At 55.9% G+C, this 16,176-nt stretch carries 13 protein-coding genes and 1 tRNA gene; all 14 read right to left on the bottom strand.

Annotated elements, in window-relative coordinates; genetic code table 11:
* A partial coding sequence (locus AC1Q9F_RS28225; protein WP_492621352.1) for a GTP-binding protein occupies window positions 1-716 on the bottom strand: 716 nt, incomplete at its 3' end.
* A 31-nt stretch (window positions 717-747) separates the two neighbouring features.
* Window positions 748-2,853: an elongation factor G gene (fusA, locus tag AC1Q9F_RS28220; protein ID WP_262196491.1), complete on the bottom strand. Its 2,106-nt coding sequence runs from the start codon at window positions 2,851-2,853 to the stop codon at window positions 748-750.
* Between the two features lie 30 nt (window positions 2,854-2,883).
* Entirely contained in the window at window positions 2,884-3,357 is a 474-nt protein-coding gene (gene rpsG, locus AC1Q9F_RS28215; protein WP_007957592.1) for a 30S ribosomal protein S7, read from the bottom strand.
* 108 nt (window positions 3,358-3,465) lie between these two features.
* The gene (gene rpsL, locus AC1Q9F_RS28210) at window positions 3,466-3,837 is read right to left on the bottom strand and encodes a 30S ribosomal protein S12 (RefSeq protein ID WP_003186084.1); all 372 of its coding nucleotides are present in this window, start codon (window positions 3,835-3,837) and stop codon (window positions 3,466-3,468) included.
* 215 nt (window positions 3,838-4,052) lie between these two features.
* Window positions 4,053-8,252 carry a DNA-directed RNA polymerase subunit beta' gene (gene rpoC / locus AC1Q9F_RS28205; RefSeq protein ID WP_007957594.1) on the bottom strand — a complete coding sequence of 1,400 codons (4,200 nt, stop codon included), beginning with the start codon at window positions 8,250-8,252 and terminating at the stop codon, window positions 4,053-4,055.
* 63 nt (window positions 8,253-8,315) lie between these two features.
* Window positions 8,316-12,389, bottom strand: coding sequence for a DNA-directed RNA polymerase subunit beta (gene rpoB / locus AC1Q9F_RS28200; RefSeq protein ID WP_007957595.1), 4,074 nt, complete (start codon window positions 12,387-12,389; stop codon window positions 8,316-8,318).
* Between the two features lie 220 nt (window positions 12,390-12,609).
* Window positions 12,610-12,975 (bottom strand): 50S ribosomal protein L7/L12, encoded by a 366-nt coding sequence (gene rplL / locus AC1Q9F_RS28195; RefSeq protein WP_007957596.1) that lies wholly within the window; start codon window positions 12,973-12,975, stop codon window positions 12,610-12,612.
* A gap of 79 nt (window positions 12,976-13,054) precedes the next feature.
* Window positions 13,055-13,555, bottom strand: a complete 501-nt coding sequence (gene rplJ, locus AC1Q9F_RS28190; RefSeq protein WP_007957597.1) for a 50S ribosomal protein L10 — start codon at window positions 13,553-13,555, stop codon at window positions 13,055-13,057.
* A gap of 198 nt (window positions 13,556-13,753) precedes the next feature.
* Window positions 13,754-14,449: a 50S ribosomal protein L1 gene (gene rplA, locus AC1Q9F_RS28185; protein ID WP_003228754.1), complete on the bottom strand. Its 696-nt coding sequence runs from the start codon at window positions 14,447-14,449 to the stop codon at window positions 13,754-13,756.
* On the bottom strand, window positions 14,449-14,880 hold the full coding sequence (gene rplK / locus AC1Q9F_RS28180; RefSeq protein ID WP_003228756.1) for a 50S ribosomal protein L11: 432 nt from the start codon (window positions 14,878-14,880) through the stop codon (window positions 14,449-14,451). Before rplK ends, rplA begins: the two co-directional genes overlap by 1 nt.
* Before the next feature lie 117 nt (window positions 14,881-14,997).
* Window positions 14,998-15,531, bottom strand: coding sequence for a transcription termination/antitermination protein NusG (gene nusG, locus AC1Q9F_RS28175; RefSeq protein WP_007957598.1), 534 nt, complete (start codon window positions 15,529-15,531; stop codon window positions 14,998-15,000).
* Window positions 15,532-15,540: 9 nt separating this feature from the next.
* Window positions 15,541-15,909 (bottom strand): preprotein translocase subunit SecE, encoded by a 369-nt coding sequence (secE, locus tag AC1Q9F_RS28170; protein WP_007957600.1) that lies wholly within the window; start codon window positions 15,907-15,909, stop codon window positions 15,541-15,543.
* Between the two features lie 45 nt (window positions 15,910-15,954).
* Window positions 15,955-16,030 (bottom strand) — tRNA-Trp (locus AC1Q9F_RS28165).
* A gap of 53 nt (window positions 16,031-16,083) precedes the next feature.
* Window positions 16,084-16,176, bottom strand: a 93-nt coding sequence (locus AC1Q9F_RS28160; RefSeq protein WP_449118062.1) for an EF-Tu C-terminal domain-related protein, incomplete at its 5' end; no start/stop codon positions are given.

The following is a 16,176-nucleotide window of genomic DNA, read 5'->3' as shown; positions in this document are numbered from 1 at the left end:
ATACCGCGCTCGATACGACCAGTTACAACAGTACCGCGACCCGAGATCGAGAACACGTCTTCGATTGGCATCAGGAACGGCTTGTCGATAGCACGCTCTGGCTCTGGGATGTAGCTGTCCAGAGTTTCCACCAGCTTCTTAACAGCAGTGGTGCCCATTTCGTTGTCGTCTTTGCCTTCCAGCGCCATACGAGCCGAACCGATGATGATCGGAGTGTCGTCGCCTGGGAAGTCGTAGGTGGACAGCAGGTCGCGAACTTCCATCTCAACCAGTTCCAGCAGCTCAGCGTCGTCTACCAGGTCAGCCTTGTTCAGGAAAACCACGATGTACGGAACGCCTACCTGACGGGACAGCAGGATGTGCTCACGGGTTTGTGGCATCGGACCATCAGCGGCCGAGCAAACCAGGATCGCGCCGTCCATCTGCGCAGCACCAGTGATCATGTTCTTCACGTAGTCAGCGTGACCTGGGCAGTCAACGTGAGCGTAGTGACGAATGTTCGAGTTGTACTCAACGTGCGCGGTGTTGATGGTGATACCGCGAGCTTTTTCTTCTGGAGCGCTGTCGATCTTGTCGAACTCAACTACGGCCGAACCGAAAACTTCGGAGCAGACGCGAGTCAGAGCAGCGGTCAGAGTGGTTTTACCGTGGTCAACGTGGCCGATGGTGCCAACGTTTACGTGCGGTAGGGAACGATCAAATTTTTCTTTAGCCACGACAATTAACTCCTAGCCTAAAGGGGCTGAATCAGCCTTGTTTTTTGGTAACGGATTCGACGATGTGCGACGGAGCCGTATCGTATTTTTTGAATTCCATAGAGTAGCTTGCGCGACCCTGGGACATGGAACGAACGTCGGTCGCATAACCGAACATCTCACCCAGTGGAACTTCGGCACGGATAACCTTGCCGGACACTGTGTCTTCCATACCCTGGATCATGCCGCGACGACGGTTAAGGTCGCCCATCACATCACCCATATAGTCTTCAGGCGTAACAACCTCTACCGCCATGATCGGCTCGAGCAACTCACCGCCGCCCTTCTGGGCCAGTTGCTTGGTCGCCATGGAAGCAGCCACTTTAAACGCCATCTCGTTGGAGTCGACGTCGTGGTAAGAACCATCGAACACGGTAGCCTTCAGGCCGATCAGCGGATAGCCGGCAACAACGCCGTTCTTCATCTGCTCTTCGATACCCTTCTGGATAGCCGGGATGTATTCCTTAGGAACCACACCACCCACTACTTCGTTCAGGAATTGCAGACCTTCCTGACCTTCGTCAGCAGGAGCAAAGCGAATCCAGCAGTGACCGAACTGGCCACGACCGCCGGACTGACGAACGAACTTGCCTTCGATTTCGCAGTTCTTCGTGATGCGCTCACGGTACGAAACCTGTGGCTTGCCGATGTTGGCTTCGACGTTGAACTCACGGCGCATCCGGTCAACCAGGATGTCCAGGTGCAGCTCGCCCATGCCGGAGATGATCGTTTGACCAGTCTCTTCATCAGTTTTAACGCGGAAAGACGGGTCTTCCTGAGCAAGTTTGCCCAGAGCGATACCCATTTTTTCCTGGTCATCCTTGGTCTTAGGCTCTACGGCAACCGAAATAACCGGCTCCGGGAAGTCCATGCGAACCAGGATGATTGGCTTGTCAGCGTTGCAGAGGGTTTCACCAGTGGTGACGTCCTTCATGCCGATCAGGGCCGCGATGTCGCCAGCGCGTACTTCCTTGATCTCCTCACGGGCGTTTGCGTGCATTTGCACCATACGACCCACGCGCTCTTTCTTGCCTTTAACCGAGTTGATTACGCCGTCGCCGGAGTTCAACACGCCCGAGTAAACGCGGACGAAGGTCAAGGTACCCACGAATGGGTCGGTAGCGATCTTGAACGCCAGGGCCGCGAACGGCTCGTCGTCGCTTGCATGACGCTCCATCTCTTCTTCCTCGTTATCAGGGTTGGAACCCTTGATAGCAGGAATGTCGGTCGGAGCAGGCAGGAAGTCGATAACGGCGTCGAGAACCAGGGGAACACCCTTGTTCTTGAACGAAGAACCGCAAACAGCCAGAACGATTTCGCCGGCGATAGTACGTGCACGCAAAGCAGCCTTGATCTCAGCGATCGACAGCTCTTCACCTTCCAGGTACTTGTTCATCAGGTCTTCGTTGGCTTCGGCGGCGGCTTCAACCATGTTGTTGCGCCACTCTTCAGCCAGCTCGAGCATGTCCGCAGGGATTTCCTTGCGAACTGGAACCATACCCTTGTCAGAGTCATTCCAGTAGACAGCTTGCATGTTGATCAGGTCGATCTGGCCCTGGAAGTTGTCTTCCGAACCGATAGCCAGCTGGATCGGCACCGGAGTGTGACCCAGACGCTGTTTGATCTGACCGATCACGCGCAGGAAGTTGGCACCAGCACGGTCCATCTTGTTTACGTAAACAAGACGTGGAACGCCGTATTTGTTGGCCTGACGCCATACGGTTTCCGACTGAGGCTCAACACCCGAAGTACCGCAGAACACAACGACAGCGCCGTCGAGTACGCGCAGGGAACGTTCTACTTCAATGGTGAAGTCTACGTGGCCCGGGGTATCGATTACGTTGAAGCGATGCTCGTGCGGGTACTGCTTCTCGGAACCTTTCCAGAAGGCGGTAATGGCAGCAGAAGTAATGGTAATACCACGCTCCTGCTCCTGAACCATCCAGTCTGTGGTCGCGGCGCCGTCATGCACCTCGCCCATTTTGTGACTTTTGCCAGTGTAAAAAAGGACGCGCTCGGTGGTGGTGGTTTTACCAGCATCCACGTGAGCGACGATACCGATGTTACGGTAGCGACTAATCGGAGTAGTACGAGCCATAAAGCCCTCGCAAAATTAGTGAAGCTAAAATTAGAAGCGGTAGTGCGAGAAAGCTTTGTTAGCTTCGGCCATACGGTGCACGTCTTCACGCTTCTTAACAGCAGCACCTTTACCTTCAGCAGCATCCAGCAGCTCGCCAGCCAAGCGCAGAGCCATAGACTTCTCGCCGCGCTTGCGGGCGAAGTCTACCAACCAGCGCATTGCCAGAGCGTTACGACGGGACGGACGAACCTCGACCGGAACCTGGTAAGTAGCACCACCAACGCGGCGCGACTTCACTTCGACCAGCGGAGCGATGGCGTCGAGTGCTTTTTCGAAGAGTTCCAGGGGATCGGTGCCGGTCTTGCGAGCCGCAACGGTTTCCAGGGCACCATAAACGATACGCTCGGCAACGGCTTTCTTGCCGCTTTCCATAACGTGGTTCATGAATTTGGCGAGGATTTGGCTTCCGTATTTCGGATCGTCCAGAATCTCACGCTTTGCTGCTACGCGACGTCTTGGCATTGATAAGCCCTCAAACGGTCTTCAGGTTAGCTCGGGACAGATCCAGTGGATGCGCGCCCGACCTTACTCTTATCGACTCAATAAAATGAAAATCTGCAAAACGGCCGATTACTTCGGACGCTTGGTACCGTACTTCGAACGACCCTGGTTACGGCCTTTAACGCCGGAAGTATCCAAGGAGCCGCGAACGGTGTGGTAACGAACACCTGGCAAGTCTTTTACACGACCGCCGCGGATCAGTACCACGCTGTGCTCTTGCAGGTTGTGGCCTTCACCACCGATGTACGAGGAAACCTCGAAACCGTTGGTCAGACGCACACGGCATACTTTACGCAGTGCCGAGTTAGGTTTTTTCGGCGTAGTGGTGTACACACGGGTGCACACGCCACGACGTTGCGGGCAGTTCTGCAGCGCAGGCACGTCGGATTTCTCGACGATACGCTTACGCGGCTGACGTACCAGCTGGTTGATAGTTGCCATCTACTAGCTCCACTGTTGTCTTGCGACGCTATTGTCTTGCAAGAAAAGCAAAATGGCAGGAACGAATTCCCGCCAAATTTAGGGGATCAAGAGTCTAAAGAGGATCTTGTCCCCAGTCAAGGCAAGGCCCCGACCTCCCCGCTCGTCGAACCTCGACAAATTGTCTCGATTCGATGAACGGCTTGATCAGGGCCTCAGCTCATTTTTCGCAGAACTCAGTTACCGCTTGAGTTCAGCGCTTCGGTCAGTGCAGCTTCCACTTCACTGGCGCTAACGCGCAACGGCTTGTCTGCATCACGACGACGCTTGCGCTCGCTGTGATAAGCCAGACCGGTACCGGCCGGGATCAGACGACCCACGACCACGTTTTCTTTCAGGCCGCGCAGGTAATCGCGCTTGCCGGTTACGGCCGCTTCGGTCAGTACGCGGGTGGTTTCCTGGAAGGAAGCCGCCGAGATGAACGATTCGGTCGACAACGACGCTTTGGTGATACCCAGCAGAACGCGGGTGAACTTGGAGACAAACTTGTCTTCCGCATTCAGACGCTCGTTCTCTACCAGAACGTGAGTCAGTTCCATCTGGTCGCCCTTGATGAAGCTGGAGTCGCCGGACTCGGAGATCTCAACTTTACGCAGCATCTGACGCAGGATGGTCTCGATGTGCTTGTCGTTGATCTTCACGCCTTGCAGTCGGTAAACGTCCTGGATCTCGTTGACGATGTATTTGGCCAGCGCGCTCACACCCAGCAGACGCAGGATGTCGTGCGGATCGCTCGGACCGTCGGAGATAACTTCGCCGCGGTTTACCTGTTCGCCTTCGAACACGTTCAGGTGACGCCACTTCGGAATCAGCTCTTCGTACGGATCGCTACCGTCGTTCGGGGTAATGACCAGACGGCGCTTGCCTTTGGTCTCTTTACCGAACGCGATGGTGCCGCTGACTTCAGCCAGAATCGACGCTTCTTTCGGACGACGGGCTTCGAACAGGTCGGCAACACGCGGCAGACCACCGGTGATGTCACGGGTTTTCGAAGTTTCTTGCGGGATACGAGCGATAACATCACCGATCGCAATCTTCGCACCGTCCGCAACACCAACCAGGGCGTTGGCTGGCAGGAAGTACTGAGCGATAACGTCAGTGCCTGGCAGCAACAGATCCTTGCCGTTGTCATCAACCATCTTCACCGCAGGACGGATGTCCTTGCCGGCAGCCGGACGGTCTTTGGCATCGAGTACTTCAATGTTGGTCATACCGGTCAATTCGTCAGTCTGACGCTTGATCGTGATGCCTTCTTCCATGCCCACGTAGGTCACGGTACCTTTCATTTCGGTAACGATCGGGTGAGTGTGCGGATCCCACTTGGCCACGATTGCGCCAGCGTCGACCTTGTCACCTTCTTTAACCGAAATCACGGCACCGTACGGCAGCTTGTAACGCTCGCGCTCACGACCGAAGTCGTCAGCGATTGCCAGCTCACCGGAACGGGACACAGCAACCAGGTTGCCATCCACACGCTCAACGTGTTTCAGGTTGTGCAGACGGACGGTACCGCCATTCTTCACCTGAACGCTGTCGGCTGCGGAAGTACGGCTTGCCGCACCACCGATGTGGAACGTACGCATCGTCAGCTGGGTACCCGGTTCACCGATGGACTGGGCAGCGATAACGCCGACCGCTTCACCGATGTTCACCTGGTGACCACGAGCCAGGTCACGGCCGTAGCACTTGGCGCAAATGCCATAGCGGGTTTCGCAGCTGATCGGCGAACGCACGATCACTTCGTCGATGCTGTTCAGCTCGATGAACTCGACCCACTTCTCGTCGACCAGGGTGCCAGCAGGAACGATGACGTCCTCGGTACCCGGCTTGAATACGTCACGGGCAATGACACGACCCAATACGCGCTCACCCAACGGCTCTACAACGTCACCGCCTTCAATGTGCGGAGTCATCAGCAGACCGTGTTCGGTGCCGCAATCGATCTCGGTCACGACCAGATCCTGCGCCACGTCTACCAGACGACGAGTCAGGTAACCGGAGTTCGCAGTTTTCAACGCGGTATCCGCCAGACCTTTACGAGCACCGTGAGTCGAGATGAAGTACTGGAGTACGCTCAGACCTTCACGGAAGTTCGCAGTAATCGGCGTTTCAATGATGGAACCGTCCGGCTTGGCCATCAGACCACGCATACCGGCCAGCTGACGAATCTGTGCTGCGGAACCCCGCGCACCCGAGTCGGCCATCATGTACATCGAGTTGAACGATTCTTGCTCGACTTCGTCGCCGTGACGGTCGATGACTTTCTCTTTCGAGAGGTTGGCCATCATCGCCTTGGAAACTTCGTCGTTCGCTTTCGACCAAAGGTCGATCACTTTGTTGTACTTCTCGCCCTGGGTTACCAGGCCGGATGCGTACTGGCTCTCGATCTCTTTCACTTCGTCGGTAGCAGCACCGATGATGCGGGCTTTTTCATCCGGGATAACGAAGTCGTTAACACCGATGGAAACGCCGGAAATGGTCGAGTAGGCAAAACCGGTGTACATCAACTGGTCAGCGAAGATCACGGTCTCTTTCAGACCAACCACGCGGTAGCACTGGTTGATCAGCTTGGAGATCGCCTTTTTCTTCATCGGCAGGTTGACGACGTCGAACGACAGACCTTTAGGCACAACCTGGAACAGCAGCGCACGGCCGACAGTGGTGTCGACGATACGGGTGTTGTTCACGCTGTTGCCGTCACGATCGTTCACGGTTTCGTTGATACGAACCTTGATCTTGGCGTGCAGTGCGGCTTCGCCGGCACGGAACACACGGTCAACTTCCTGCAGATCCGCGAACACACGACCTTCGCCCTTGGCGTTGATCGCTTCACGAGTCATGTAGTACAGACCCAATACAACGTCCTGCGAAGGAACGATGATTGGCTCACCGTTGGCCGGCGACAGAATGTTGTTGGTCGACATCATCAACGCACGCGCTTCGAGCTGGGCTTCCAGCGTCAGCGGTACGTGCACGGCCATTTGGTCGCCGTCGAAGTCGGCGTTGTACGCGGCGCAGACCAGAGGGTGCAGCTGGATAGCCTTACCTTCGATCAGTACCGGTTCAAACGCCTGGATACCCAGACGGTGAAGGGTCGGTGCACGGTTGAGAAGAACCGGGTGTTCGCGAATCACTTCAGCGAGAACGTCCCAAACTTCCGGCAGCTCGCGCTCGACCATTTTCTTGGCCGCTTTGATGGTGGTCGCCAGACCACGCATTTCCAGCTTGCCGAAAATGAACGGCTTGAACAGCTCGAGAGCCATCTTCTTCGGCAGACCGCACTGGTGCAGACGCAGGGTCGGGCCTACGGTAATTACCGAACGACCGGAGTAGTCAACACGCTTACCGAGCAAGTTCTGACGGAAACGACCTTGCTTACCCTTGATCATGTCAGCCAGGGATTTCAGAGGACGCTTGTTCGAACCGGTGATAGCGCGGCCACGACGACCGTTGTCGAGCAGTGCATCGACAGCTTCCTGCAACATACGCTTTTCGTTGCGCACGATGATGTCCGGAGCGGACAGATCCAGCAGGCGCTTCAAACGGTTGTTACGGTTGATCACTCGACGATACAGATCGTTGAGGTCGGAAGTCGCGAAACGACCGCCATCCAGCGGAACCAGTGGACGCAGATCTGGCGGCAGAACCGGCAGAACGGTCAGCACCATCCACTCTGGCAGGTTGCCGGAACCCTGGAAGGCTTCCATCAACTTCAGACGCTTGGACAGCTTCTTGATCTTGGTTTCGGAGTTGGTTTGCGGAATTTCTTCACGCAGACGGCCAATCTCGTGTTCCAGGTCGATAGCGTGCAGCAGTTCACGGACAGCTTCGGCACCCATGCGGGCGTCAAAATCGTCACCGAACTCTTCCAGCGCTTCGAAGTATTGCTCGTCGTTCAGCAGCTGACCTTTTTCAAGAGTGGTCATGCCCGGATCGATAACGACATAGCTCTCGAAGTAGAGAACGCGTTCGATATCACGCAGGGTCATGTCCATCAGCAGGCCGATACGGGACGGCAGCGATTTCAGGAACCAGATGTGGGCAACCGGCGAAGCCAGTTCGATGTGCGCCATGCGCTCACGACGAACCTTGGCCAGTGCAACTTCAACGCCGCACTTCTCGCAGATCACACCACGGTGCTTCAAGCGCTTGTACTTACCGCACAGGCACTCGTAATCCTTTACCGGGCCAAAGATCTTGGCGCAGAACAGACCGTCACGCTCAGGTTTGAACGTACGGTAGTTGATGGTTTCCGGCTTTTTAACTTCACCGAACGACCACGAGCGGATCATCTCAGGCGAGGCCAATCCGATACGGATGGCGTCGAACTCTTCGACTTGACCCTGGTTTTTCAGCAAATTCAGTAGGTCTTTCAAGGCCTTTCCTCCTGGCGGAGCAGAGAGCGGGCAATCCTGCCCCGCTCTCGATCGCGTCACGTGTTATTCGGTTTCCAGATCGATATCGATGCCGAGGGAACGAATTTCCTTGATCAACACGTTGAAGGACTCGGGCATGCCCGGCTCCATACGGTGATCGCCGTCCACGATGTTTTTGTACATCTTGGTCCGGCCGTTCACATCGTCCGACTTCACTGTGAGCATTTCTTGCAGAGTGTAAGCAGCACCGTATGCTTCCAGTGCCCAGACCTCCATCTCCCCGAAACGCTGACCACCGAACTGCGCCTTACCACCCAGCGGCTGCTGGGTAACCAGGCTGTACGAACCGGTAGAACGCGCGTGCATCTTGTCGTCTACCAAGTGGTTCAGCTTCAGCATGTACATGTAGCCAACGGTAACTGGACGCTCGAACTTGTTGCCGGTACGGCCGTCGGTCAGCTGCATCTGGCCGCTTTCCGGCAGGTCTGCCAGTTTCAGCATGGCCTTGATTTCGCTTTCCTTGGCACCGTCGAACACTGGAGTGGCCATTGGAACACCGCCACGCAGGTTCTTCGCCAGATCCAGGATTTCCTGATCCGAGAAGCTGTCCAGATCTTCGTTACGACCGCCGATCTGGTTGTAGATCTCGTCCAGGAAGGTACGCAGTTCAGCGACTTTACGCTGCTCTTCGACCATCCGGTTGATCTTCTCGCCCAGACCTTTGGCCGCGAGGCCCAGGTGGGTTTCAAGGATCTGACCAACGTTCATACGCGAAGGTACGCCCAGTGGGTTGAGGACCACGTCGACCGGGGTGCCATTGGCATCGTGCGGCATGTCTTCAACCGGCATGATCACGGAGACCACACCTTTGTTACCGTGACGACCGGCCATCTTGTCGCCCGGCTGGATGCGACGACGGATTGCCAGGTAAACCTTGACGATCTTCAGCACGCCTGGAGCCAGGTCATCGCCCTGCTGCAGTTTGCGCTTCTTGTCTTCGAACTTGTCGTCCAGCAGACGGCGACGATCAACGATGTAGGCCTGGGCCTTCTCGAGCTGCTCGTTCAGAGCATCTTCAGCCATGCGCAGTTTGAACCACTGACCATGCTCAAGACCGTCGAGTACTTCGTCGGTGATGTCCTGACCTTTCTTCAGGCCCGCGCCGCCTTCAGCCTTGTGGCCTACCAGAGCGGAACGCAGACGTTCGAAGGTAGCGCCTTCAACGATGCGGAACTCTTCGTTCAGATCCTTGCGGATCTCGTCCAGCTGGGACTTCTCGATCGACAGTGCACGAGCATCACGCTCAACGCCGTCACGAGTGAAGACCTGTACGTCGATGACAGTACCTTTGGTGCCGGTAGGCACGCGCAGGGAGGTGTCTTTAACGTCGCTGGCTTTTTCACCGAAGATCGCACGCAGCAGTTTTTCTTCCGGAGTCAGTTGGGTCTCGCCTTTTGGAGTGACCTTACCTACCAGGATGTCGCCTGCGCCGACTTCAGCACCTACGTAAACGATACCGGCTTCGTCCAGTTTGTTCAGAGCGGCTTCACCCACGTTCGGGATGTCCGCAGTGATTTCCTCTGGGCCAAGCTTGGTGTCACGGGCCACACAGGTCAGTTCCTGAATGTGGATCGTGGTGAAACGGTCTTCCTGAACCACACGCTCGGACAGGCAGATGGAGTCTTCGAAGTTGAAGCCGTTCCATGCCATGAACGCGATGCGCATGTTCTGACCCAGAGCCAGTTCACCCATGTCGGTGGACGGGCCGTCGGCCATGATGTCGCTACGCTGAACGCGATCACCCTTGCTCACCAGCGGACGCTGGTTAATGCAGGTGTTCTGGTTCGAACGGGTGTATTTGGTCAGGTTGTAGATGTCGACACCAGCTTCGCCGGTTTCAACTTCGTCATCAGCAACACGAACCACGATACGGCTGGCATCAACGGAGTCGATCACGCCGCCACGACGAGCCACGACGCAAACGCCGGAGTCGCGAGCCACGTTACGCTCCATGCCGGTACCGACCAGCGGCTTGTCAGCGCGCAGGGTTGGTACAGCTTGACGCTGCATGTTCGAACCCATCAACGCACGGTTGGCGTCGTCGTGCTCGAGGAACGGAATCAGCGACGCTGCAACCGAAACTACCTGCTTCGGCGATACGTCCATCAAGGTGACGTCTTCCGGCGCCTTGACGGTGAATTCGTTCAGGTGACGTACAGCTACCAGTTCGTCGATCAGGACTTTCTGCTCGTTCATGGTCGCCGAAGCCTGCGCGATCACGTGATCGGCTTCTTCAATGGCGGACAGGAACACGATGTCGTCGGTGACCACACCCTCTTTCACCACACGGTACGGGCTCTCGAGGAAGCCGTACTGGTTGGTGCGAGCGTAAGCAGCCAGGGAGTTGATCAGACCGATGTTCGGACCTTCCGGCGTTTCAATCGGGCAGACACGACCGTAGTGAGTCGGGTGTACGTCACGGACTTCGAAGCCCGCGCGCTCACGAGTCAGACCGCCAGGGCCGAGTGCAGAGACACGACGCTTGTGGGTGATCTCGGACAGCGGGTTGTTCTGGTCCATGAACTGCGACAGCTGGCTGGAACCGAAGAACTCTTTCACCGCCGCAGCCACTGGCTTGGCGTTGATCAGATCTTGCGGCATCAGGCCTTCGCTTTCAGCCATCGACAGACGCTCTTTGACCGCACGCTCAACACGTACCAGGCCAACGCGGAACTGGTTCTCGGCCATTTCGCCTACGCAGCGAACACGACGGTTACCCAGGTGGTCGATGTCGTCGACGATGCCTTTACCGTTACGGATGTCGACCAGAGTCTTCAGTACCGCGACGATGTCTTCCTTGCACAGCACGCCCGAACCTTCGATCTCGGTACGACCGATACGACGGTTGAACTTCATCCGGCCGACCGCAGACAGATCATAGCGCTCAGGGCTGAAGAACAGGTTGTTGAACAGGGTCTCGGCAGCGTCCTTGGTTGGCGGCTCGCCTGGACGCATCATGCGATAGATCTCGACCAGCGCTTCCAATTGGTTGCTGGTGGAGTCGATCTTCAGCGTGTCGGAGACGAACGGACCGCAGTCGATGTCGTTGGTGTACAGAGTTTCGATGCGTACGACGCCGGCCTTGGCGATTTTCGCCAGGATCTCGGTCGACAGCTCGGTGTTGCACTCTGCCAGGATCTCACCGGTAGCCGGGTGCACGATGGCCTTGGCGGTGGTACGACCCAGAACGTAATCCAGAGGCACGTCCAGCTCTTTGATCCCGGCTTTTTCCAGCTGGTTGATGTGGCGGGCAGTAATACGACGGCCCTGCTCAACGATCACCTTGCCTTTGTCGTCCTGGATGTCGAGAACAGCAACTTCACCACGCAGGCGCTGAGGCACCAGCTCCAGGCTCAGGCCTTCGCCTTTCACGTGGAATACGTTGGTGGTGTAGAACGCGTCCAGCACTTCCTCGGTGGTATAACCGAGCGCGCGCAGCAGTACCGAGGCCGGCAGCTTACGACGACGGTCGATACGCACGAATACGCAGTCTTTCGGGTCGAACTCGAAGTCCAGCCACGAACCGCGGTAAGGAATGATGCGCGCGGAGTACAGCAGTTTGCCGGAGCTGTGCGTCTTGCCACGGTCGTGGTCGAAGAACACGCCCGGGGAACGGTGCAGCTGGGAAACGATAACACGCTCGGTACCGTTGATTACGAAGGTACCGTTCTCAGTCATCAATGGGATTTCACCCATGTAGACTTCTTGCTCTTTGATGTCCTTGATCGCTTTGTTCGACGATTCTTTGTCGAAAATGATCAGGCGCACTTTTACCCGCAAAGGTACGGCGAAAGTTACACCGCGCAATACGCATTCTTTGACATCAAATGCCGGTTCGCCCAGGCGATAACCGACGTACTCCAGCGCAGCATTGCCGGAGTAGCTGATGATCGGGAAAACGGATTTGAAGGCCGCATGCAGGCCCACGTCGCGGAACTGATCTTTAGTCGCTCCCGCTTGCAAGAATTCACGATACGAATCCAGCTGGATGGCCAGGAGGTAAGGCACATCCATGACGTCCGGCAACTTGCTAAAGTCCTTGCGGATACGTTTTTTCTCAGTATATGAGTAAGCCATCAGCGTTCCCCAGCTTGGTCACCTGCTTGTTTGGCCCCTCCCGACGGGAGCAGCCAGAAAATCGTGCAAACCCCATGGTTTGCGCCACCGCATCGGGTGGTTACAGCTCGTTATCGACACCGACCCAGTCGGCTGCCAATAACGGAAAAAGGCCGGTGGCAAGAGCCACCAGCCATCAGCCTGTCGCTTGACGCTCGGGCTGGAGGAGCAAAGTCGATGCTTACTTCAGCTCGACTTTAGCGCCTGCTTCTTCCAGCTTCTTCTTAGCGTCTTCAGCAGCTTCTTTCGAAACGCCTTCAGCTACAACCTGAGGAGCGCCGTCGACTTTCTCTTTGGCTTCTTTCAGGCCCAGACCGGTCAGTTCACGAACTGCCTTGATCACGTTTACTTTCTTCTCGCCGGCTTCAACCAGAACAACGTTGAACTCGGTTTGCTCTTCAACAACAGCGGCAGCAGCAGCTGGACCAGCAGCAGCAACAGCAGCGGTCACGCCGAAGGTTTCTTCCATTGCTTTGATCAGCTCAACAACTTCCAGAACGGTTTTCTGGCCGATTGCTTCGATGATTTGTTCGTTAGTCAGAGACATGACTCAATTCCTGATTTGGTGGACAGCCTGTACGGCCGTCGAAATAAACAAAAATACGCGAGAGTGGAAACGCTCAGCCTCAGGCTGCAGCTGCTTCTTTCTGATCGCGAATTGCCGCCAGAGTACGAGCCAGCTTGCTGGTAGCGCCTTGAATCACGCTCATCAGTTTCGCAATAGCTTCGTCGCGAGTTGGCAGGCTTGCCAGCACGTCGATCTCATTCGCTGCGAGGAACTTGCCCTCGAACGAAGCTGCCTTGATCTCGAACTTATCCTGACCCTTGGCAAATTCCTTGAACAGACGAGCAGCAGCGCCCGGGTGTTCGTTGGAGAATGCAATCAGGGTCGGGCCGGTGAACACGTCGTTGAGGACACTGTAAGGAGTGTCAGCAACAGCGCGCTTGAGCAGGGTGTTACGTACAACACGTACGTAAACGCCAGCTTCACGAGCCTCTTTACGGAGTCCGGTCATTGCGCCTACTGTTACGCCACGGGCATCAACCACGACAGCGGACAGAGCGACTTTGGCAGCCTCGTTGACTTCAGCGACGATGGCCTTCTTGTCTTCGAGATTAATTGCCACGGGTTTAACTCCTGCTTGTTACCGTTTCATTCGATCGAAACCGAATGTCGTTTTGGTGTCTGATTCGGTAAGGAACCGGGAGCACCATCTGCGTAGGCTTGAGGTTTAAGACTTGCGTCGCCTACGGTCTTGGATAGCCCCCGCCAGGCAGGGACCCCAATCTTTCAACTGGCGCAGTCAACTGCGCCAATTTTTGTCTTACGCGTCCAGCGAGCTCTGGTCGATGACCAGACCTGGGCCCATAGTGGTGCTCAGGGTAACGCGCTTGACGTAGATACCTTTCGAAGAAGCTGGCTTGATACGCTTCAGATCAGCGATCAGGGCTTCAACGTTTTCCTTCAGCTTGACGGCATCGAAGCCGATCTTGCCAACGGAAGTGTGGATGATGCCGTTTTTGTCGGTGCGATAACGAACCTGACCAGCCTTGGCATTTTTAACCGCGGTAGCGACGTCTGGGGTAACAGTGCCGACTTTCGGGTTAGGCATCAGACCACGTGGACCGAGGATCTGACCCAGTTGACCTACAACGCGCATGGCATCCGGGGATGCGATCACTACGTCATAGTTCAGGTCGCCGCCTTTCATTTCGGCAGCCAGGTCGTCCATACCTACACGGTCAGCGCCGGCAGCCAGAGCGGCCTCAGCAGCTGGACCCTGGGTGAACACAGCAACGCGAACAGTCTTGCCAGTGCCGTGTGGCAGCACAGTAGCGCTACGAACGACCTGGTCGGATTTACGCGGGTCTACGCCCAGGTTTACAGCTACGTCGAACGACTCGCTGAACTTGACAGTCGACAGCTCGGCCAGCAGTGCAGCGGCGTCTACAATGTTGTAGGCCTTGCCTGCTTCGATTTTGCCGGCGATAGCCTTTTGACGCTTGGTCAGCTTAGCCATTACACACCCTCCACGTTAAGGCCCATGCTACGAGCAGAACCGGCGATAGTACGCACGGCTGCATCCATATCAGCTGCAGTCAGATCCGCGTTTTTGGTTTTCGCGATTTCTTCCAGCTGAGCACGGGTAACAGTGCCAACCTTAACGGTGTTCGGACGAGCGGAACCGCTGGTCAGACCGGCCGCCTTCTTCAGCAGAACCGAAGCAGGGGTGGATTTGGTTTCGAAAGTGAAGCTACGGTCGCTGTAGACAGTGATGATCACTGGAGTCGGCAGACCAGCTTCCAGCCCCTGGGTACGGGCGTTGAAAGCTTTGCAGAATTCCATGATGTTCACGCCGTGCTGACCCAGAGCAGGACCAACAGGTGGGCTTGGGTTAGCCTGAGCGGCCTTCACTTGCAGCTTGATGTAAGCGGTAATCTTCTTGGCCATGAGGCACTCCAATTACGGGTTCGAACGCCTCGAAAGGCTCCCCGGTTACTTGCGCGTTTATCCCAGTGACGACAAAACCCCACAGCCTATGGCTGCGGGGTTGGGATGCTTGCTCAGCTAGACCTTTTCGACCTGACTGAACTCCAACTCTACCGGGGTAGAGCGTCCGAAAATGAGCACCGCCACTTGGATCCGGCTCTTTTCGTAGTTAACTTCTTCAACAACACCGTTAAAGTCAGCGAACGGCCCGTCATTGACTCGAACGGTTTCGCCTGGCTCGAACAACGTCTTCGGCTTCGGCTTGTCGCTACCGTCGGCAACGCGACGCAGAATCGCCTCAGCTTCTTTATCGGTGATTGGTGCTGGCTTATCAGCAGTTCCGCCGATAAAACCCATCACCCGAGGAGTATCCTTGACCAAGTGCCAAGTACCCTCATTCATATCCATCTGAACCAGCACATAACCTGGGAAGAACTTGCGCTCGCTTTTGCGCTTCTGGCCATTACGCATTTCAACCACTTCTTCAGTGGGAACCAGAATTTCGCCGAAGCCATCTTCCATGCCAGCCAGCTTTACGCGCTCGATCAACGAACGCATGACATGCTTCTCGTAACCCGAGTAAGCATGCACAACGTACCAACGCTTAGCCACGGGACACCCTTAGCCGACAATCAAGGAAACAAGCCAGCCGAGCAGGGAATCAAGCCCCCACAACAGCAACGCCATAACCAGGACAACAGCCACAACAATCAGCGTGGTCTGCGTGGTTTCTTGGCGAGTTGGCCATACGACTTTACGAATCTCGGTGCGAGCTTCCTTAACCAGTACAAAGAAAGACTTGCCCTTGGCAGTCTGCAGGCCTACAAAGGCAGCTACAGCAGCAATAACAAGCAATGCGAGTACACGGTACAGGATCGGCGAAGCAGCGTAATACTGATTACCGACAACGCCAACAATTACCAAAGCGACTACGACGAGCCACTTGAGTAAATCGAAGCGAGAGCCTTGAGCTTCAGCTTTAGGAGTCATCTATGAAGATCCTGTGAAAAGAAAGCCAGATACACCAAGTGAATCTGGCAGGTCAGGAGGGAATCGAACCCCCAACCTACGGTTTTGGAGACCGTCGCTCTGCCAATTGAGCTACTGACCTAAAACAAAATCAGGCCGACCATTATGCCGGCCTGAAAAAGACATTACAACCGTTTACTCGATGATCTTGGCTACGACGCCAGCACCAACGGTACGGCCGCCTTCACGGATTGCGAAACGCAGACCGTCTTCCATCGCGATGGTTTT

It is taken from the genome of Pseudomonas sp. GW823-FHT04A03 (assembly GCF_058796615.1).
The sequence above is the reverse complement of the archived record's forward strand: the minus strand, read 5'-3'. Positions and strand labels throughout refer to the sequence as shown.